Annotated in this window: 19 protein-coding genes; 11 read left to right on the top strand and 8 right to left on the bottom strand. The window is 66.4% G+C overall.

Translation table 11 applies throughout. From position 1 onward, the window contains the following. Positions 1-2 precede the first annotated feature (2 nt). Genes BDW41_RS15420 through BDW41_RS15405 form a run of 4 tightly spaced genes read right to left on the bottom strand, consistent with a single transcriptional unit; the run spans position 3 to position 3,571 of the window. Positions 3-1,289, bottom strand: coding sequence for an FAD-dependent oxidoreductase (locus BDW41_RS15420; protein ID WP_074549862.1), 1,287 nt, complete (start codon positions 1,287-1,289; stop codon positions 3-5). Continuing rightward, positions 1,282-1,527 carry a 2Fe-2S iron-sulfur cluster-binding protein gene (locus BDW41_RS15415; protein WP_074549860.1) on the bottom strand — a complete coding sequence of 82 codons (246 nt, stop codon included), beginning with the start codon at positions 1,525-1,527 and terminating at the stop codon, positions 1,282-1,284. The genes BDW41_RS15420 and BDW41_RS15415 overlap by 8 nt, the downstream gene beginning before the upstream one ends. Then, positions 1,524-2,633, bottom strand: a complete 1,110-nt coding sequence (locus BDW41_RS15410; RefSeq protein WP_074549857.1) for an FAD-dependent oxidoreductase — start codon at positions 2,631-2,633, stop codon at positions 1,524-1,526. The genes BDW41_RS15415 and BDW41_RS15410 overlap by 4 nt, the downstream gene beginning before the upstream one ends. After that, a complete protein-coding gene (locus BDW41_RS15405; RefSeq protein ID WP_074549854.1) occupies positions 2,630-3,571 on the bottom strand; it encodes a 4-hydroxyproline epimerase in 942 nt (313 codons plus the stop codon). The genes BDW41_RS15410 and BDW41_RS15405 overlap by 4 nt, the downstream gene beginning before the upstream one ends. Before the next feature lie 147 nt (positions 3,572-3,718). Between BDW41_RS15405 and BDW41_RS15400 the strand changes: the two genes are divergently transcribed. Then, complete coding sequence (locus tag BDW41_RS15400; protein WP_074549851.1) at positions 3,719-4,459, top strand: AraC family transcriptional regulator; 741 nt, start codon at positions 3,719-3,721, stop codon at positions 4,457-4,459. Positions 4,460-4,519: 60 nt separating this feature from the next. Here BDW41_RS15400 and BDW41_RS15395 read toward each other — a convergent pair whose 3' ends face one another. Then, positions 4,520-4,870, bottom strand: coding sequence for a YXWGXW repeat-containing protein (locus BDW41_RS15395; RefSeq protein ID WP_074549848.1), 351 nt, complete (start codon positions 4,868-4,870; stop codon positions 4,520-4,522). Positions 4,871-5,099: 229 nt separating this feature from the next. After that, complete coding sequence (locus tag BDW41_RS15390) at positions 5,100-5,426, bottom strand: YXWGXW repeat-containing protein (RefSeq protein WP_074550068.1); 327 nt, start codon at positions 5,424-5,426, stop codon at positions 5,100-5,102. 176 nt (positions 5,427-5,602) lie between these two features. Between BDW41_RS15390 and BDW41_RS15385 the strand changes: the two genes are divergently transcribed. From BDW41_RS15385 to BDW41_RS15365, 5 genes are all read left to right on the top strand, one after another. After that, on the top strand, positions 5,603-6,226 hold the full coding sequence (locus BDW41_RS15385) for a TetR/AcrR family transcriptional regulator (protein WP_074549845.1): 624 nt from the start codon (positions 5,603-5,605) through the stop codon (positions 6,224-6,226). Continuing rightward, on the top strand, positions 6,223-7,161 hold the full coding sequence (locus tag BDW41_RS15380; RefSeq protein ID WP_074549842.1) for an alpha/beta fold hydrolase: 939 nt from the start codon (positions 6,223-6,225) through the stop codon (positions 7,159-7,161). The genes BDW41_RS15385 and BDW41_RS15380 overlap by 4 nt, the downstream gene beginning before the upstream one ends. A gap of 227 nt (positions 7,162-7,388) precedes the next feature. After that, positions 7,389-10,856 (top strand): methylmalonyl-CoA mutase family protein, encoded by a 3,468-nt coding sequence (locus BDW41_RS15375; protein ID WP_074549840.1) that lies wholly within the window; start codon positions 7,389-7,391, stop codon positions 10,854-10,856. Positions 10,857-10,868: 12 nt separating this feature from the next. Beyond that, on the top strand, positions 10,869-11,468 hold the full coding sequence (locus BDW41_RS15370; RefSeq protein WP_074549838.1) for a 2'-5' RNA ligase family protein: 600 nt from the start codon (positions 10,869-10,871) through the stop codon (positions 11,466-11,468). 1,295 nt (positions 11,469-12,763) lie between these two features. After that, positions 12,764-13,432, top strand: coding sequence for a glutathione S-transferase (locus BDW41_RS15365; protein ID WP_074549836.1), 669 nt, complete (start codon positions 12,764-12,766; stop codon positions 13,430-13,432). A 186-nt stretch (positions 13,433-13,618) separates the two neighbouring features. Here the strand turns inward: BDW41_RS15365 and BDW41_RS15360 are convergent, their stop codons facing one another. Continuing rightward, positions 13,619-13,798: a hypothetical protein gene (locus BDW41_RS15360; RefSeq protein WP_146217365.1), complete on the bottom strand. Its 180-nt coding sequence runs from the start codon at positions 13,796-13,798 to the stop codon at positions 13,619-13,621. A gap of 340 nt (positions 13,799-14,138) precedes the next feature. On the opposite strand from BDW41_RS15360, the gene BDW41_RS15355 reads away from it, so the two are divergent. The 4 genes from BDW41_RS15355 (at position 14,139) to BDW41_RS15340 (ending at position 17,540) form a co-directional block, all read left to right on the top strand. Continuing rightward, positions 14,139-14,846, top strand: a complete 708-nt coding sequence (locus BDW41_RS15355; RefSeq protein WP_074550066.1) for a polysaccharide deacetylase family protein — start codon at positions 14,139-14,141, stop codon at positions 14,844-14,846. Then, positions 14,843-15,955 carry a glycosyltransferase family 4 protein gene (locus BDW41_RS15350; protein WP_074549832.1) on the top strand — a complete coding sequence of 371 codons (1,113 nt, stop codon included), beginning with the start codon at positions 14,843-14,845 and terminating at the stop codon, positions 15,953-15,955. Before BDW41_RS15355 ends, BDW41_RS15350 begins: the two co-directional genes overlap by 4 nt. 68 nt (positions 15,956-16,023) lie before the next feature. After that, positions 16,024-16,407: a metalloregulator ArsR/SmtB family transcription factor gene (locus BDW41_RS15345; RefSeq protein WP_074549831.1), complete on the top strand. Its 384-nt coding sequence runs from the start codon at positions 16,024-16,026 to the stop codon at positions 16,405-16,407. Next, positions 16,404-17,540, top strand: a complete 1,137-nt coding sequence (locus BDW41_RS15340) for an SRPBCC domain-containing protein (protein WP_074549830.1) — start codon at positions 16,404-16,406, stop codon at positions 17,538-17,540. Before BDW41_RS15345 ends, BDW41_RS15340 begins: the two co-directional genes overlap by 4 nt. A gap of 78 nt (positions 17,541-17,618) precedes the next feature. Here BDW41_RS15340 and BDW41_RS15335 read toward each other — a convergent pair whose 3' ends face one another. After that, the gene (locus tag BDW41_RS15335; RefSeq protein ID WP_074549828.1) at positions 17,619-18,998 is read right to left on the bottom strand and encodes an Hsp70 family protein; all 1,380 of its coding nucleotides are present in this window, start codon (positions 18,996-18,998) and stop codon (positions 17,619-17,621) included. A 226-nt stretch (positions 18,999-19,224) separates the two neighbouring features. Here BDW41_RS15335 and BDW41_RS15330 point away from each other — a divergent pair, with 226 nt between their 5' ends. Beyond that, a complete protein-coding gene (locus BDW41_RS15330) occupies positions 19,225-20,085 on the top strand; it encodes a transporter (protein WP_233496894.1) in 861 nt (286 codons plus the stop codon). The last annotated feature ends 10 nt before the right edge of the window (positions 20,086-20,095 follow it).

The raw sequence follows: 20,095 nt of genomic DNA, 5'->3' as shown, positions 1-20,095 counted from the left end.
GATCAGCTACCTCGTTGTGCGTCGTCAGAAGAAAGAGGAGAAAGCCCGGCCAGCGTGGCCAGTCGGGCTGGAAAAATCGGTGGGCGGGAACCGCTGCGTGGAAAGCGCCCCAGTTCGGCCAGCGCGGTGCCGCAGATGCGGCCCTGGCACGCGCCCATGCCGCAGCGCGTGGCGAGCTTGGCGGCGCGCGCATCGGTGAAACCGGTGAGTTCGCCCATGCGCACGTCTTCGCAGCGGCAGACCAGGGTGAGGTCGTCGGCAAGTTTGTGCAGGCGCGAATCGAGCGCGAAATGCCGTGCGAGCAGCGCGCCGAAGCGGCGCTCGCGGTCGCGTGGTGCCAACAGCGCGCGCGCGGCATCGACATGGCCGGCAGCCCTATGGCCCGCCAACGCGCCTTCGATGCGTGCCACCGCCAGCCCGGCGATGCCGCAGGATTCGCCGGCGGCATACACGTTCGCCACGCTGGTGCGCAGCAGCGCGTCGACCTGCACGCGCGGATGGATATCCGAGTGATCCAGCGCGCAGCCGAGCAGGGCGGCTAGTTCGGTGTTGGGCACGAGCCCGTAGCCCACAGCGAGCAGATCGCACGCCACGGTTTGCACGCCATGCGGCGTATCGATATCCACGCGCTGCACGCAGTCATCGCCGTGGGCTTTGCGCACGAATGAACCGAAACGATAGGGAATACCCGCGAGACGCAGGCGCAGTCCGGCGGCCTGCCATGCGCGTGCGGGCCAGTGGCGAAGCTGGGCGGCGAAGGATCGCACGTTGCCCGCATTGGCCTGCTCATAGATGCCGACCACCTGCGCGCCATGCTTGCGCAGCGTGTCCGCCGCGGCCAGCAACAGCGGGCCGCTGCCAGCGATCACCACGCGTCGGCCGGCCACCGGCCAACCCTGCTTGGCCAGCGCCTGCAGGCCACCTGCGCCGGTGACGCCAGGGAGCGTCCAGCCGGGGAAGGGCAGCAACAGTTCGCGCGCGCCGGTGGCGATCACCAGCGCTCCATAGGAAAGCAGTCGCGAACCCTGCGGTGTTTCCACACGGAGACTGGATGACTCCGTCGCGACCACGCTGTGGCGCGCCAACCAGTCCACGCCGTGCAAATCATCCACGGCGTTGCGCGCATCGCGTGGCAGCGGATGCTGCACATCGTGTCGCCACACTTGCCCGCCGGGGCGCGGTTGCGCATCGAGCAAGCCGACGCGCGCGCCATGCGAGGCCGCCGTCTGCGCCGCGGCGAGTCCCGCAGGGCCGGCGCCGATCACGAGCACGTCGTAATGGTCACGCATCGGTCACCACCTGCATGCCCTCGCTGGCGGGCGTCATGCATGCGCGCACATGCGCGACGCCATCCACCTGCACGCGGCATTCGAAACACACGCCCATGCCGCACAGCGGCGCGCGTGGGGTGTCGCTCACCGAGCGGCGAAAGCGCAGCGTCACATGGGCCACCGCCACGGCGACGCTGGCGCCCGCGGGCACCTCCACGGGATGTCCGTTCACGGTGAGCCGTATACGGGCGCTCATGCGGCCATCCTTGACGGCGCATACGGCGCGGGATCGATGGCGGGCTCACGGCCCTGGATCAGGTCGACCATCAGCTTCGCGCTGCCCAGCGCGGTGGTGACGCCAAGGCCCTCGTGTCCCGCCGCCACCCATTGATCGAGTGCGCCGGGCACAGCGCCGAGATACGGACGTCCATCCGGCGTGGTGGGGCGAAAGCCGGTCCACACGCGCAGGGCCTGAAGGTTCCGCAGGCCAGGCACGAAGGCGAAGCTGCGTTCGAGCATGCGTTGCACCATGGCCGGCGATACGTCGGCATCGTTGGCGCTGAATTCGCGCGAGGAGCCGATCAGGATCTGTCCTGTCGGACGCGGCTGCACATTGAACGCCACGCTGCTGTCGGCATCGCCGTGGGCGCTGTCGGCATAGCCCAGCTCCAGGAGTTGGTGACGGATGAAACCGGGGTAACGGTCGGTGATGACCAGATGCCCCTTGCGCGCGCGCATGGGAAGCGCGGGCAACAACGCAGGCAGCGCGCAGCCGGTGGCGACCAGCACCGGGCCGGAAAGCAGCGTGTCGTCGTCCAGCCGAACGCCGTGTCGCTGCAATGCCTGCGCACGTCGGGCGTACAGCCGAGCGCCGCGCGATTGCGCGCGTTGCACCAGGTTCTGCGCAACACGCGGCGGATACACCACGGCTTCGCGGGGCACCAGCATGCCGCCGGCCAGTCCCGGCACCAGCGCGGGTTCCCGTTCGTAGAGGGCGGCTGCATCGAGCGGTCGCGCATCGATACCGGCGGCAGCGAGGCGTGCGATGCGCTGGCTGGCCGCGGCGAGTTCGTGATCGTTGCGCGCGACCCACAAGGTGCCGCAACGGCTGAATTCGGCTTCCTTCAGATCAGCGAACGATTCCCACAGGCGCAGCGAATAGCGCGCCAATGCGAGTTCGGCGGGGTCGTCGTCCATCGCCACCAGATGCCCCATCGCCGCCGCCGTGGCGCCGCCGCCGATCGGGCCGGGTTCGATCATGGCCACGCGCATGCCCTCCGCGCTGGCCGCATCGGCGCATGCGGCGCCGACGATGCCCGCGCCGATGACGATAAGATCGAAGGTGGCGGCAGCGACCGTCATTCCGCGCCGCTGCCCCAGGTGAAGGCATCCGCTTCGTCGAACAGCAGCGTGCTGCGCGCCACCACGAAGGCGGTGCCGGTGATCTGCGGACGCACGCCGCGTTCGCCGTGCGTGTAGCGGCCTTCGAACACGCTGCCGAGGATGCTCTCCTGCATCCATGTTTCGCCGGGCGCGAGCTTGCCGTCCGCGGCGAGGCAGGCCAGCTTGGCGCTGGTGCCGGTGCCGCAGGGCGAGCGGTCGTAGGCCAGGCCGGGGCACAACACGAAGTTCCGGCCGTCCAGTCCGGCGACCGGCGACTTCGTGTTGACCTCGACGTGATCGATCTCGCCGCCGTCCGCGCCGGTGATGCCGTGGGTTTCCAGCGCGCGGCGCACGGCTTCGGTATAGGCGGTGAGCGCGCGCTGGTGCTGGATTTCCACCGGCAGCGGCGTGTCGTTGGTGATGAAGAACCAGTTGCCGCCCCAGGCGATGTCGCCGGTGACGGTGCCGTAGCCGGGCACGTCCACGCTGACGTTGGCGGCGTGGCGATAGCTTTCCACGTTGTCGACGGTGACGCGGCCATCGCCGTGCAGTTCGGCGCCGACGGTGCCCACCGGCGTATCGATGCGGTGCCGGCCCGGCCCGATGCGGCCCATGTGCTGCAGCGTGCGTACCAGGCCGATGGTGCCGTGGCCGCACATGCCCAGGTACGACACGTTGTTGAAGAAGATGACGCTGGCGCATGCGCCTTCCGTCTGCGGCGGCAACAGCAGCGCGCCGACGACGGTGCTGCTGCCGCGCGGCTCGCATGCGATGGCGCTGCGCCACTTATCGAAGTCGCGGCGGAAGCGCTCGCGCTGCTCCATCAGCGTGCCGCTGCCCAGGTCGGGAAAGCCGGCGATCACGACGCGGGTCGGTTCGCCACCAGTGTGTGAGTCGATCACGTCTATGGTATGCATGGCGCTTATGCTCAACCCGCACGCGCCGAACGGTCTAGAAACGCTTGGCATCCAGCGATGCGGAAATCGGCACAATGCATATTCGCGTGGCCGGCCCATGCTGCAGTCGCAGCAAGGCCCGGTGCGGGGTAGAGGGTTTTCACCGAGATGAAGATTTCCGCCGACGAACTGGAAGCGTTGTTCGATGCCGTGCCCGACGTCGTGTTCTTCGTGAAGGACGGCGAGGGACGCTACACGCACGCCAACCTCACCCTGGTGCGGCGGCTGGGGCTCAAGCATCGCAGCGACGTGATCGGGCGCGACGTCACCGAGCTGTTTCCCACCGCGCTGGGCGGCTCCTACGCCACGCAGGATCAGCGCGTGCTGGACGGCGAGGTGATCGAGAACCAGCTCGAAGTGCACATGTTCCCCAACCGCGCCACCGGCTGGTGCCTGACCTGCAAGCGTCCCTTGCGCCAGCGTGGCGAGGTGCGCGGCATCGTCGGCATCTCGCGCGACCTTGGCCGTCCGGACGGCCGTCATCCCACCTATGCGCGCCTTCGCCGCGTGCTGGCCCATCTGCAGGAGCACTACGCAGAAGGCGTGCGCGTGGCGCAGCTGGCGGAGCTGGCGGATCTATCGGTGGCCCAGCTGGAACGTCATTTCCGCAAGGTGTTCCAGCTGACGCCGCAGCAGTTGCAGACCAAGCTGCGCATTGAGGAGGCCATGCGCCGCCTGCACGGCAGCGACAGCGTGGCGGCGATCGGGCTGGCCTGCGGATTCGCCGACCAGAGTGCGTTCGCCCGCCAGTTCAAGGCCACCGTGGGCATGACGCCGCGCGACTACCGCGCGGTGGTGACGGCGGCCGGCGGCAGCCGGCGCCTGCCGGAACCGGACCTGATCGCGTGATGCCAAAGAAAAGCCCCGCATAGAGCGGGGCTTTCGGTGTCGTGCCGAGGCGGGAGGCGCTCAGCCCTGCACCCACACGCCGACATTGAGGTGCCAGCCATCGTTGCGCTGCACGTAGTGCGGGTGCACGTAGTGGTAGCCCGGGCGTTCGGGTTCCCAATGGCCGTGGACCGCCACGTACTGGCGGCCGTTCCAGTGCCAGTAGCCGCGGGCCCAGACGTAGCCGGGGCGGCGGGGCGGTTCTTCTTCCACCAGCACGGTCGGCGGCGGCTGCGGCGCCACCACTTCCACGTATTCGCGCTGCACCGGCTGCTCGACCACGACCGGGCGAGGACGGGGCGCGGGCCGTTCCACGACACAACCGCTGGCCATCAGGGTGAGGGCGGTAAGTGCGACGAGACGAATCTGCATAGGGGATAGTGCCTCTGTGAAGAGTAGGTGATGGTGGTCGGACAATGACGGGTATGGCTGAGGCTTACCTTTCTTGCGGATGATCGTTTTTTTCTTTTGCAGCAAGTATTTGCGACCGATTTCGTGAGCCGGGCGCACCATACGCCCGGCCTTTCTGCGCCAGGTCACTGACGCGCTTCGATTACTGCGCGGTGGCAGCGCTGCCGCCCCGGCGCAAGGAGCTGCGGCCTCAGCGGCCCCAATAACCGTCATGCCAGCGCCAGCCGTCGCGGGCGTGTTCCCAGCGCGCCTGGTGATAGACGTAGCCCGGGCGTGCGCGTACCCAGTAGCCGCCCATCCAGACGTGGCGATGGCCGTCCCAGCGCCAGTAGCCCGGCGCCCATACGTAGCCGGGGCGCGGCGGCGGCACGGCTTCGTAGCGCGGCGGCGGTGGGGCGACGCCAATGCCGACCGACACCGATACCTGGGCGGACGCGTCCGGCGTGTAGGTCATGGCGCCCGCGGCCGCCATGCCTAGGGCCGCGAGCAGGGCGAATTTGCGGGTGATGCTTAGCATGATGTCGTCTCCTTCGAAGTCAGCCGCACCGTGCGGCTTCATGGCGGGGAACGGGGCATTTCCCGCCGGTGTTGACGCTCGGGGCCGGGCTTGTTCAGGTTTGTGCGGGCTTGCGGCGACTTTTCGTTCAGTTTTCTTGACGGTAAAAGAACGAACGGTCGTGCTATTTTTGCCTTATGAATGCAGTCACTGTCGGCAAGCGCGCCGCCACGCGCGAACTCATCCTCGACCACGCCTACGAACTGGCGCGCCGCGAAGGGCTGGAAGGCCTGTCCATCGGCGCGCTGGCGCAGGACGTGGGCATGTCCAAGAGCGGCGTGTTCGCGCATTTCGGGTCCCGCGAGGACCTGCAACTAGCGGTGCTGGAACTTGGCCAGCAGCGTTTCCTGCAGCGCGTGAAATGGCCTGCGCTGAAGCTGCCGCGCGGCTTGCCCCGCATCCGCGCCATCGTCGCCAACTGGGTGGAGTGGGGGCGGGAATACCAGAGCGGCTGCGTGCTGCTCACCGCCGCCAGCGAGTACGACGGCCGCGAGGGTCCGCTGCGCGACAGTGTGATCCGGAGCCAGGCCGGATGGCGGCAGGAAATGTGCCGCGCCATCGGTCACGCCATCGACAACGGCGAGCTGGCCGCGGACACCGACCCCTCCCAGCTCGCCTTTGAAATCTACGCACTCATGCTGGGCCTGCATCACGACGCGGGCCTGTTCGGATTCGACGAAGCCTGCCGCCACGCGCTGGCGGCCTTCGAGCGCCTGCTCGCCAGCTACCAACCGCCATCGCAGCGGAGGACCGCGCCATGAACCGTCACATCGCCACCGTCGCCAAGCCCCATCGCCGCGGTCCCGGCCCGATCACGCTGGGCGCGGTGCGTGCCGGTTTCGCGCTGGGCAGCCGCATCGCGCCGAAGCGGGCGGTGGAGCGCGCGCTGCGCCTGTTCATCACCCCGTTCGCCAGCAGCCGGGCGCGCGCGCAGGCGGCCCGGCCCGATGCGGAGATGCAGCGCGGCGAGCTGCACGTGCACGGCCGGCGCATCGCCACGTATACCTGGGGCGATCCTGCGCGCCAGCCCTATGTCTTGCTGGTGCACGGCTGGTCCAGTTTCGGCCTGCGCTACCTGCCGTGGGTGAAGGCCTTGCGCGACATGGGCTACGCCCTGGTCGCATTCGACCAGCCGGGCCACGGCCTGAGCGAGGGACGGCATTGCACCATGCCCGACTTTGTCGAGACCGTGCGCGAAGTAGGGCGCCATTACGGTGATGCCGCGCTGGCCATCGCGCATTCCCTGGGCGGCGCCGCCGCGGCGCTGGCGCAGGGCGAGGCATGGCGTGCGCACAAGCTCATCCTGATTGCGCCGGCGGCCGACCCGGTAGCCGCCACCCAGCGTTTCACGCATTTCGTGCGCCTGGGCGAGCACCTGCGCGGTCGCCTGCACGACCGCCTGCAGGCGATGACGGGCGTCAACATCCACGATCTGCAGGTGCACCGCCATCTGCCCTCGCTCGGGCAGCCGGCGCTGATCGTGCACGACATGGACGACCACGACGTACCGTGGGCGGAAGGCGAGCGCTATGCCCGCCACTGGCACGGCGCGCGGCTGCATACCACGCAGGGGTTGGGACATCACAAGGTGTTGGACGCGCCGGAAGTGATCGATGTGTCGCTGGCCTTCCTGCGTGGCGAGCAGGTGGGCGAGCGCGTGGTGTCCTCGCCGAATCTGCCGTTTGGGTTGGCGTAGTCGCCACTTTTCCCGTTCGTCATTCCCGCGAAGGCGGGAATCCAGCGTCTTTGGGTTGTCACGAAAAGTCACTGGATTCCCGCTTTCGCGGGAATGACGGGCGAGAAGCCCTAGCCGCCGACAGTCCAGCGCGCATGATTTCCCCGCCACCACCGCGCCGCAACATGTTCCAAACGTAACCATCCTCTAAAATCGGGAGTCCGACGCACCGCAGTCCCGGAGTCCCCATGAGTTCCCCCGCCCAGCACGTTTCCGCCAGCGCCGTCCAGGCGGAGACCCGCCCCTTGCGCTTCGTCACCGCCGCCAGCCTGTTCGACGGCCACGACGCGGCCATCAACATCATGCGTCGCATCATCCAGGCGCAGGGCGCGGAGGTGATCCACCTCGGCCACAACCGCTCGGTGGAAGACGTGGTGCGCGCCGCGCTGCAGGAAGACGCCGACGCCATCGCGCTGTCGTCCTACCAGGGCGGCCACGTCGAGTACTTCAAGTACATGGTGGACATGCTCAAGCAGCACAACGCCGCGCACATCCGTGTGTTCGGCGGCGGCGGCGGCACCATCACGCCGGAAGAGATCCGCGAGCTGCAGGCCTATGGCGTCGAGCGCATCTATCACCCGAACGACGGCATGAAGCTCGGCCTGACCGAGATGATCGAGGACGTCATGCATCGCACGCGCGCCGCCGCGGTGAAGCGCGCGAAGGAAGACAAGTCCTCCGCCATCACGCCCATGGTCGACATCGGCAACGAGATCGCCGTGGGCCACGTGCTCTCCGCCATCGAGGAAGGCGAGCTGCCGGACGCCGAACTCGAACACCTGCGCAAGCAGTGGAAGATGGCCGGCAAGCAGACGCCGGTGCTTGGCGTCACCGGCACCGGCGGCGCGGGCAAGTCGTCGGTGGTGGACGAACTGCTGCTGCGCTTCCTGCATGCGTTCCCGGAGATGCGCATCGCCGTGCTCGCCGTCGACCCGACCCGCCGGCGCAGCGGCGGCGCGCTGCTGGGCGACCGCATCCGCATGAACTCCCTGCGCAGCCATCGCGTGTACATGCGCTCCATGGCCACGCGCCGCCAGCACGCCGCCACCAGCGCCGTGCTGCGCGACTGCATCGATTTCCTCAAGGCGCAGCCGTACGACCTCGTCATCGTCGAAACCGCCGGCATCGGCCAGAGCGATTCGGAGATCGTCGACCTGGTGGATTTCCCCACCTACGTGATGACCAGCGACTACGGCGCGGCCAGCCAGCTGGAGAAGATCGACATGCTCGACTTCGCCGAACTGGTCGTGCTCAACAAGTTCGACAAGCGCGGCGCCGAAGACGCGCTGCGCGATGTGCGCAAGCAGTGGAAGCGCAACCGCACCGCCTTCACGCTCACCGACGAGCAGGTGCCGGTGTATCCCACCATCGCCAGCCAGTTCAACGATCCGGGCGTGACCTGGATGTTCACCAACCTGTGCCGCCTGCTGCGCGACAAGCTGGGCCTGCCGGCGGAGAAGTGGTCGCCCAACCTCGACACCACGCTGAAGGAGCCGCGCGCCACCGTGCTCATTCCGGGCAGCCGCGTGCGCTATCTCGCGGAGATCGCGGAGCAGGGCCGCGGCATCAACAAGGAGATCGAGCGCGAGGCGGAATTCGCCAGCAAGGCGCAGCACTACTACGAATCGCTGAAGGAGCTGGGCGACGCGCACCTGCCGCGCGAACTCGCCCGCTACGAATCCGAGGCGCTGCACGAGGAAGGCGCCGACCGCACGCTGCTGACCTTGCGCCAGCGCTACAACGCGGCCATCAAGGAGCTCAGCCACGAAGCGATCCATCTGCTGCACGACTGGCCCAAGCGCTACAAGTCGGTGACCGAGGAGGTCAACGAGTACAAGGTGCGCGACAAGGTGATCCGCGTGGAGAACTACCGCGAATCGCTCAGCCACCAGAAGATACCGAAGGTGGCGCCGCCCAAGACCAAGGACTGGGGCGACCTGCTGCGCTTCCTGATGCGCGAGAACCTGCCCGGCCATTACCCGTACACCGGCGGCGTGTATCCATACCGCCGCACCGGCGAGGATCCCACCCGCATGTTCGCGGGCGAGGGCACGCCCGAGCGCACCAATCGCCGCTTCCATTATCTCAGCCAGGGCGGCGCGGCCACGCGCCTGTCCACCGCGTTCGACTCGGTGACGCTGTACGGTGAAGACCCCGCGCCGCGCCCGGACATCTACGGCAAGATCGGCAATTCCGGCGTCAACATCGCCACGCTGGACGACATGAAGAAGCTGTACTCCGGCTTCGACCTCAGCGCGCCGACCAGCTCCGTGTCGATGACCATCAACGGTCCCGCGCCAATCATCCTCGCGATGTTCATGAACACCGCGATCGACCAGAACGTCGAGAAGTACCTGAAGCAAGATCCGGCACGCTGGGCCGCGGCGGAGAAGAAGATCGCCGCGATGTTCCCGCATGGCCGCCCGCAGTATTCGGGCGAGTTGCCCAAGGGCAACGAAGGTCTGGGCCTGGGCCTGCTCGGCGTCACCGGCGACCAACTGGTGGATGCCGAAACCTATGCGCGCATCAAGGAAGACACCTTGCAGACGGTGCGCGGCACGGTGCAGGCGGACATCCTGAAGGAAGACCAGGCGCAGAACACCTGCATCTTCTCCACCGAGTTCGCGCTGCGCATGATGGGCGACATCCAGCAGTACTTCGTCGACCACAAGGTGCGCAACTTCTATTCGGTGTCCATCTCCGGCTACCACATCGCCGAGGCGGGCGCGAACCCGATCAGCCAGCTGGCCTTTACGCTCAGCAACGGCTTCACCATCGTGGAGTACTACCTCGCGCGCGGCATGCGGATCGACGACTTCGCGCCGAACCTGTCGTTCTTCTTCTCCAACGGCATGGATCCGGAATACACCGTGATCGGCCGCGTGGCCCGCCGCATCTGGGCGCGCGCCATGCGCGAGCGCTACGGCGCCAGCGCGCGGAGCCAGATGATGAAGTACCACATCCAGACCTCCGGCCGTTCGCTGCACGCGCAGGAAATCCAGTTCAACGACATCCGCACCACGCTGCAGGCCTTGTACGCGCTGTTCGACAACTGCAACAGCCTGCATACCAACGCCTACGACGAGGCCATCACCACGCCCACCGAGGAAAGCGTGCGTCGTGCGGTGGCGATCCAGATGATCATCAACAAGGAGCTGGGCCTCAACTTTAACGAGAATCCCTGGCAGGGCAGCCATATCGTCGATGCGCTCACCGACATCGTCGAAGAGGCCGTGTACAAGGAGTTCGAGGCGATCAGCGAGCGTGGCGGCGTGCTCGGCGCGATGGACACGATGTACCAGCGCGGCAAGATCCAGGAAGAATCGATGTACTACGAGCAGAAGAAGCACGACGGCAGCCTCCCGCTGATCGGCGTGAACACCTTCCTGCCCAAGGACCACGGCGGCGAGATCGCCACCGAGATCGAACTCATCCGCTCCACCGAAAGCGAGAAGGGCCAGCAGATCGACAACGTGCTGGCCTTCGGCAAGGCCCGCAACGGCCTGGCGCCGGACAGCCTGAAGACCCTGCAGAACACGGCGCGCGATCGCCAGAACGTGTTCGAACAGTTGATGGAAGCGGTGAAATACAACTCGCTGGGCCAGATCAGCCACGCGCTTTATGACGTGGGCGGCGAGTATCGCCGCAATATGTAAGCGAGGTGGGTTATGGCAGGCGGTGATCTGTTTGGATGGTCGGGCGGCGAAGGGATGGAGCCGGGGTGTGCGTATTTCTTCGCGCTAATGCCGGAAGGGCATGCCTTGCAGCAGATCGGCGAACGGCGCGCTCACGCCGTTCGTGCCGTGCAATCGGCGCGGCCTTCGCCCGTGGAGGACCATCGGCTGCATCTGACGATCTGCACGCCGAAGACCTTGAAGCGACTGCGGGCGCCGTTCGAGGAGTCGCTCAAGCGTGCGGGCGACGACGTGGTCGCTTCCACGTTTGGGCTGCGCCTCGATGGCTTCGACCGGTTCACGGGCGGCTTTGACCAGTCCTGCCTTGTTCTTCGCAGCGATGAGTCCACGAGTGCGCACGTGCAGAACTTGAAGGACGCTATTGGCAAGGCGCTTTTCAGGCATGGGTTTGGTTGGGACAGCAGCGCATTGGCGCCCCATGTGACCTTGTATTACGCGCGGGACGTGGAGGTGCCGGAGAGTTCCGGCGAGCCTATCGACTGGCATGTGGATGAGTTCGTGCTTATCCGTAGTCATGTGGGGAAGCATCAGCACGATGTCGTCAAGCGTTGGCCTTTGCGCGCCGCGGCCTGAGGTGCAACTGAGGTGTCCCAGTCCAACTCCCTCTCCCCTTCGGGGAGAGGGTTGGAGTGAGGGGCGGGTGCTCGCCCCACGGTTTCATCCTTTAGCCGTCATCCCGGCGTAGGCCGGGATCCAGTGACTTTGCGTTGGGTTGTCGCGAGGCGGTGATGGGCATCTTCGAGCGTTCCCGCGACCTGGCCGCCTACGCGGCGGGCGTTCCGCCCTCCTGCCGGAGGCCGGGTCACTTTTCTTTGCTTGCCCAAAGAAAAGTAACCCAAAGAAAGGGCCCCCCGGAATCGGCGCCTATCGGGCTGACGCCCGATAGGTACGCGGACGGGTTGCGGGGTTTGTCGACAGGGCATCCTGCCCTGACGCCAAACTGGCCGGCATCCCTGCCGGCCACCCTTCGGGCTATTCCTCCACCCGTCCGCCGCCTCATACGGGGACCCGGAAGATCAAGAGCGAGAGCTGACGGCTCGTGCCGCTGCGCGGCACCTCGCGTCGCGGCAGGCGCGGAGCGCCTGCCTTGGAGGCTGTTCAAAATCTCCGAGATAACACCTGTTCCCTCACCGTCATCCCCGCGAAAGCGGGGATCCAGTGTCTTTAAGCCTTCTCGCAGCGCGTAAAGTCGCTGGATCCCCGCTTTCGCGGGGATGACGGTGAGGAAAAATGTGCACATGCGCGAAATTTAAATTGGCTCCAAAGGCAGGAGTGAGGTGCCGTGTTGGAACCTGCTGAGGAAGTTGAGCAGCGCGCTACGGGGATGGCGTGCCGCAAGGCGGCGAGTTCTCCAAAACGGTCGGGAAGCGTAGCGTCCCCTTTACCTAGCCTTAGCGGTCGGGAAGCGTAGCGCGAGCTGCTTTAAGCCCTCACCGCCACGGCGCGTTGCGAAGCGCTCCAAACTACCTGCTGTGTAGCGGCGAAGGTTGCCAAGCCACAACGCACCTCGAGCGTTCGGGCTTATCCCTACGGAATGCTGCGGGCGTTGGCTCTGAAGGCCATTTTCTTTGGGTTACTTTTCTTTTGGGCCAGCAAAAGAAAAGTGACTCGAGCGTCGGCAGACGATCGAAACGCCCGCCGCGTAGGCGGCCCGATCGCGGCAGCGCAAGAGGTGACAGCCGATCGGTGACGAAACTGGATGACCAGCCCTCCTGCTGCCGAAAAACGCCTCCGGCCCTTGCCCCTTTTGCGGGGCTCGCCGGGATGACAGCCCAAAGAACGAGCGGTGCAGCAAGCTTCCGCCTCCCCGCACAACACCTGTCGCCACCCCATGCTAGCCTCCCCCATCCACTCCGCCGGCGCGCTCCATGGTCACTGTCCACCACCTCAACAACTCCCGTTCCCAGCGCGTGCTCTGGCTGCTGGAAGAGCTGCAGGTTCCGTACGAGATCCGCAAATACCAGCGTGATCCGTGCACCATGCTGGCGCCGCCGGAATTGCGGGCCATTCATCCGCTGGGCAAGTCGCCGGTGATCGAGGATGACGGCCAGGTGGTGGCTGAGTCGGGTGCCATCATCGAATACCTGGTGGATCATTACGACGCGGGACGGCTTGCGCCGTTGCCCGGTATGCCCGAGCGGTTGCGCTTCACGTACTGGCTGCATTACGCGGAAGGCTCGGCGATGCCGTCGCTGCTGCTCAAGCTGGTGGCCTCGCGCATCGCCAGCGCGCCGATGCCGTTCTTTGCCAGGCCCATCGCGCGGCAGATCGCCAACAAGTTGCAGGCGACCTTTGTCGATCCGCAGCTGGCGCTGCATCTGCGCTACGTGGACAAGGAGCTGGCGGCAACCGGCTGGTTCGTCGGCAGTGAATTCAGTGCCGCCGACATCCAGATGAGCTTTCCCATGGAGGCCGCGATGGCGCGCAGCGGCATCGCCGACAAGTTGCCAAACATCGCTGCGTTCGTGAAGCGGATCCAGCAGCGCCCCGCCTACAAGCGCGCGCTGGAGCGCGGCGGTCACTACGCCTTGGGCTGATGGCGTCGAAATCAGGAAGGTTTGCAACCGGTGCCGCAGGTGCATAGTTGCTGCCCGCACACCCGACCTGCGGCTACCCGGCTGCAAGCCTTCCTGATCTCACGCGACTACCTATGACTGCAGGTGCGCGCCATGGTTCCCGAATGAAAAACGCGGGGATGCGCGATCCGATGACAACGCGAGTTCTTACTCCAGGCGACGTCGGTATGCATGCGAGCGCGCGGGTGCGAACAGGCGCCGTTGGCTGAGGCACATCAGCAGATACAGCGACGACAGGGCGAGGCCGCGCCACAGCGCGGCATCCTCGCCGGAGCGAAGCAGCAGTTCGGCGATGGACAGGGCGAACAGCAGCGCTGATAGAAACATGCCGGCAGTTCGCCATCGAATGCTGCGGAATGCATGCGTGGAAGTCTTCATGACGGAAATTGTCGGCGGTGCCTTCGTAAAGAAGCGATGCCGTTTCTTTCGGCATGCCGTATAGATCGCGTAAAGAGATCCTTCGCGCGGGCGACGCGAGAGAAAGTTCCGCGTCAGTCCATGTTCACGTAGATGGCCGTGACGGTATGACATCACCGTCATCACACGAGGCGACAAGTTCGCGCAAGCAAGCGAAAGGTTGCTGCAGCTATCGGGGAGTAACACGGAAGGACGCGACGCACTGTGTCCCCGCTGATCCGCCGAGAGTCTCGTGAAGATACCCATCCTGATGTACCACAACATCGCCGACGTGCCTGAAGGCATCACGGTGTATCGCAGCCTGTACGTATCGCCGGGCGCGTTTGCGCGGCAGCTGGCCTTGCTGCGGACGCTCGGCTATCGCGGCGTGTCGATGTCCGACGCGATGCCTTATCTGCGGGGCGAGCGGAGTGGCAAGGTGGCCGTCATCACGCTCGACGACGGTTATGTCGACAATCTCGAATGGGCGATGGATACGCTGCGCCGCTACGGTTTCACCGCCACCTGTTACGCGGTGAGCGGCTACCTCGGCCAGTACAACGCCTGGGATGACGCCAAGCTCGGCGTGCGCAAGCCACTGATGTCGGCGGAGCAACTTCGCGCATGGCATGCGGGCGGCATGGAGGTCGGCGCGCACTCGCGCACGCACGTGCGGCTCAGCCAGTGCAGTGACCAGCAGCAGCGCGAGGAGATCCACGGCTGCAAGGCGGAACTGGAAGATCGCCTCGGCATTCCCGTCACGCAGTTCTGTTACCCGTACGGGGATTACGACGAGCGCGCGGTGCATGCCACGCGCGAAGCAGGTTATGCCGCCGCGACGACGACCGACCGCGGTCGCGCGGAGTCTGGAGCGTCCGCCGATCTGTGGCGCCTGCCGCGCATCCAGGTCGCGCGTCATCACCTGCTGCCGCAAGTGGCGGCCAAGGTGCTTACCCGCTACGAGGACAAGCGCGCATGAAGCTGCTCTTCGTTGGCACCAATCCCGAGAACACCGGCGCGGCCACGCATTTCGTGGCGCTCGCGCGCGCGCTGTCGCAGGCGGGACATCGGGTGGAGAGCATCGTGTCGCGCCAGGGACTGATCGGCGAAGGCATGTCGGCGGCACGCGTGCCCGTATTTCCCGGCACGTTCCGCAATGCGTTCGACCTGCGTGGCTATGGCACGGTGTTGCAGCGCATCCGCCGCTTTTCGCCGGACTGGCTGGTCGGCAATTTCGGCAAGGAATACTGGCCGCTGATTGCCTGCGGTCGCCTGACGGGCACGCCGGTGGCGTTGTTCCGTCATCGCAATCCGCGCATGAGCCGGTTGTCGGAATACGGCATACCGCGGCTCGCGCAGCGTTTCATCGCCGTGTCGGAGTTTGCGCGCGATGCGTATCTCCACTGGGGCGTGCCGCCCGATCGCGTGCATATTTCCTACAACCCGGTGGATATCCACGAATTCCGTCCGGACCTGAGCCGCAGCATGCAGGTGCGCCGCGAGTTCGGCATACCCGACGACGCCATCGTCCTGGGTTTTGCGGGCCGCATGCACGGTGGCAAAGGCGTCACGCAGCTGATGCAGGCGGCGAACGCCGCCATGGCCGTGGAGCCGCGCCTGCACATGCTGTGGGTCGGCAACGGCCCGGAGGAACACGTGGTGCATGCGATGGCGGAGCAGGGCGGCGCAGCGGGCCGTCATCACTTCACCGGTTGGCGCAACGATACGTCGCGCTACTACGGCGCGTTTTCGTTCCTGGCATTTCCGTCGGTGGAGCTGGAAACCTTCGGGCGCGTGGCGATCGAGGCGCAGGCCTGCGGCGTGCCGGTGCTGGGCAGCCGCATCGGTGGCGTGCCCGAAACGCTGGAGGATGGCGTGACAGGGCATCTGCTGGAACCGGGCAACATCAACGCGTGGCGCGACGCGATCCTGGCCATGTGCGACCCCGCCGTGTTCCGCCGCATGGGCGTAGCGGCGCGCGTGCACGTGATGGAGCACTTCAGCAACGCGGCGGTGGCGCGCGATTTCGAATGGCTGCTGCGCTTTGGCAGCGAGCCCATGCACCACCTGCATCACGCCATTCCCTGAGTTTGCCTTCACAAAGTCGCGACGCATGGGCACTTGATTGTCGATTAACCATGTGGTTAATTGATCGCATGGCCCAAACCGACGACTCGCTGTCCATCACCTTTGCCGCGCTGGCCGACCCGACGCGCCGCGCCATCCTGACCCGCCTGGCCAAGGGCGAGGCCACGGTCGGTGAGCTGGGTGAGCCATTCGACATGTCCGCGCCGGCCATCTCCAAACACCTGCGGGTACTGGAAAGCGCGGGACTGATAGCGCGGGAAGTGGATGCCCGCTGGCGTATTTGCCGCCTGCGGGCGGAACCCATGCACGATGCGCACGATTGGCTGGAGGCGTATCGCCGTCATTGGGAAGGCAACCTGGATCGCCTGGTCGAGTTTGTCGAACGAACCCATCGCGCCGAGTCCAAGCCACCTGGCCACGGCGCGCCACGTGCACCGAGGAAAAAGCCATGACCACCCAAGCCGCAACGTTCGAACTGGAAATGACCCGCTTCATCCGCGCGCCGCGCGAGAAGGTGTTCGAAGCCCTTACCGACGAGGCCGCCATGGCCGCCTGGCATTGCCCGCGCGGCCTGCGCGTGGGCGATGTGAGCTCCGATGCGCGCGTCGGCGGGCGCTATCGCATCACCATGGTGACCAGGGACGGCGTGGTGCATGGTTCGGGCGGCGTCTATCAGGCGGTCGATCGCCCATCGTTCCTTGCCTATACCTGGGCCTGGGACGGCGAGGGCGATGCGGCAGCGCGCACCACGCTCATCGAAGTCACGCTCAGCGAGAAGGACGGCGGCACGCAGCTGCACATGCGCCACACCGGCTTCCCCGATGCCGCGGTGCGCGACGATCACCACCAGGGTTGGACGTCCGTTTTCAATCGCCTGGTGGATTACCTCGACCCGGCCGGCACCGCGGGCAACGTCGTGGTGGTCGGCAGCCCCATCAGCCCCTATACGCGTGCCGTGCGCATTGCGTTGGCGGAAAAGGGCGTGGCCTATGCGCTCAAGCCGGTCGCGCCGCACAAGCCCGAGGCTGACGCCATTCATCCGTTCGGTCGCATTCCCGCCATGTACGACGGACCGCTGGAGTTCTACGAGACACGGGCCATCCTGCGCTACATCGACGAAGCCTTCGAGGGGACCGCGCTGTTTCCCACCAGCGGCGTCACCTCCCGCGCGCGCGCGGAGCAGTGGTACAGCGTGTTGAACGACTACGGCTACGACGCCATCGTCAAGCGCTGCGTGCTGCAGTACTTGTTCCCGTCCGGCGCGGACGGCCAACCGAACCGCGCCATCATCGACGCCGCCTTGCCCGATATCGATCGCGTGCTGGCAACGCTCGATGCGGGCTACGGCCCGCGCGACTACCTGGTGGGCAACGCGCCATGCATCGCGGACTACTTCGCCGCGCCGTTGCTGCACACCTTGTCGAAGATGCCGGAAGGCCCGGCCTTGCTCGCGAAATACGCCAACGTGCGGCGCGCGCTGGCCGTCATGGAGGCGCGGCCCAGCTTCATCTCCGCGCATGCGGATCTCGAAGGCAAGGGCGACGCGCCCAACGTCACGCCGTTGCGCAAGGCGAGCGCGGCGTAGACAGGAAAGCGGACGGGCAAGGCTAGCCGTGGCCTTGTCCGTTCCTGCTCAGGCGAAGTTCGCGGCTTGGCCGAAGATCTAGGAGACGACCTCGCTCGCCGCCACCGCCAAGCCCGACACCACGCCCAGCGACGGATCGCCGTGCACCAGCGGGATTTCCGGGAAGCATGCCTGCACGCGCGCCTTCACCTGGGGTGAGCGCGAGGTGCCGCCGGTGAGGAACACGCTGGCGGGCAGGGAGGCGAGGTCGCCGCGCACGGTGGTGAGCGTGCGCTCGAGTTGTGCGAGGAAGGGCTCGATGGCGATGTCCAGATCCTCGCGCGTGGCGTCCACGCCCAGGCCGGGCTCGATGAAGTCCAGCGCGGCGCGATGTTCCGCGGTACTGCTCAGTGTGATCTTGGTGCGTTCTGCGACCTGGTTGAGTCGCGTGGTGGCGCCCAGTTCCTGCAGGGCGCGCAGGCGCGGGCCGTAGGGCGCGGCCACCGGCCGGTAATTCTGTTTGCGGAATTCGCGCTGCTTGGGCAGGTTGTGCACGCTCGCCGCTTCCACGAACTGATGCTGCGGCACGCGCACGATGTCCTTGCCCAGCAGCGGCATGAAGCTGTGCAGGCTCACGCCCACGTCAAGGTCGGTGCCGCCCTTGGGCAGGCCCCAGTTGCGGGCAATCAGCGGATGCGCGTCGCCGCCCAGTTCCGCATGCGTCACGTCGGTGGTGCCACCGCCGATGTCCACGATCAGCGCGTGCTGCCGGTCGTCCAGGCTCTTGTGATAGTGCATGGCCGCGGCGGCGGGTTCTTCCAGGAAGCTCACGGCGTCGAAGCCCGCGGCGGCCGCGGCTTCGCGCAGGATCTCGATGGCCTGCTCCGAACCGGCCGCGCCCATGGAACTGCGGAATTCCACCGGACGCCCGATCACCGCGCCGCGCACCGGCTCGCCGAACTGGCGGCTGGCGGTGAGGCGGATGTGCTCGAGGATGTGCGTGGCGATATGCACGATCACCTTGCGCACCTGCGGATCCAGCCGGTAGCCGAACATGGACTTGGGCGATTCGATCAGGTTGCCGCCGCCGCTTTCCAGGTAGCCCTCTACCGCTTCCTCGCCGAACAGCGCATGCTGGAAGCTGGCGACGGTGCTGGTCGCCGCGCGCGCCTGTTCCTCCATCCACTGCCGGCGCACCACGCGCAGGGCATCGCGGCGCAGTTCCTCGTCCGAGCGCGATGCCGCCATGCCGGCCGCCTGCTGGCGGCGCAGTTCGGTGCGCGCCGAGCGCATGTGCGCCTCCAGCTGGGCTTCGAGTTCCGGCGTGAGTTCGAAGTCGTTGGGATCGGGCACCAGTTCCGGAAAGTACACGGCCGTGCGGAACTGCTCGGCCTCGCCGAAGCGGACCAGGGTGAGTTCGCCGTCGATGATGGCGGCGGCCGCCGAGTAGCTGGTGCCGAAGTCGATGCCGATGTGCATGAGAGGTGCCGCGCGCGGAAGGGCAATCGACCATTATCTCAGGTCTGGCGTCGGCGTGCCGGGCTGGGCGCCAAGGGCTGCGCGTCGCCTCGCGGCGTCGGCAGGTGCGACTAAGTAATTCTTCGCTAGTCAGCCGGCCGGTGGCCACGAGATGCTCCCGATCACCAGGGAGCCGGCCAGGATCGCCCGCTTCCTTTCGACTATTCCGGAACCCAAGGGCGTCTAGATGACCATGTCTTCCCATGTCGTGCGTGTGTGCCGCGATGCATCGATTACCGTTGTCCTGTGCTGCGCGTTCGCCGTTCCCGCCGTCAGGGCGCAGGATCAGGCAGCCGGCGGCGACAACGCCGAGCTGGCCAAGAAGCTCAGCAATCCCGTGGCTGCGCTGATCAGCGTGCCGTTCCAGTTCAACTACGACCAGAAGATCGGTCCGCTGGACCGGGGCCACCGCCTCTACATGAACCTGCAGCCCGTGGTGCCGGTAAGCATCAGCAGCGACTGGAACATGATTTCCCGCACCATTCTGCCGGTGGTTTCGCAATCGGACATCGCGCCGGGCAGCGGGCATCAGTCGGGGCTGGGCGACATCACGCAGAGCCTGTTCTTCTCGCCCAAGCAGACGGGCAGCAGCGGCATCATCTGGGGCGTTGGCCCGGCATTCCTCATTCCCACGGCCACCGACGATCTGCTTGGCTCCAAGAAGTGGGGCGCCGGGCCTACGGCGGTGGTGCTCAAGCAGAGCCACGGCTGGACCTACGGGTTCCTCGCCAACCATATCTGGTCGTTCGCGTCGGTCGGGCGTGGCCATGACCCGTCGCATCCGGACATCAGCAACACCTTCATCCAGCCCTTCCTCAACTTCACCACGCCCACCGCGTGGACCTACGGCATCGACTCCGAATCCACCTATGACTGGAAGCGGCACCAGTGGGCCACGCCAATCAATATCACCGTGGCCAAGCTCACGCGCTTCGGCAAATTGCCGGTGAGCTTCACCGGCGGCGTGCGCTATTGGGCGGAGAGTACGGACAACGGGCAGAAGGGCTGGGGCTTCCGCTTCACGACGACGGTGCTCCTGCCGAAATAGACGGCCAACG

This window comes from Dyella sp. AtDHG13, from assembly GCF_003201105.1.
GTDB lineage: Bacteria > Pseudomonadota > Gammaproteobacteria > Xanthomonadales > Rhodanobacteraceae > Dyella > Dyella jiangningensis_B.
The sequence above is the reverse complement of the archived record's forward strand: the minus strand, read 5'-3'. Positions and strand labels throughout refer to the sequence as shown.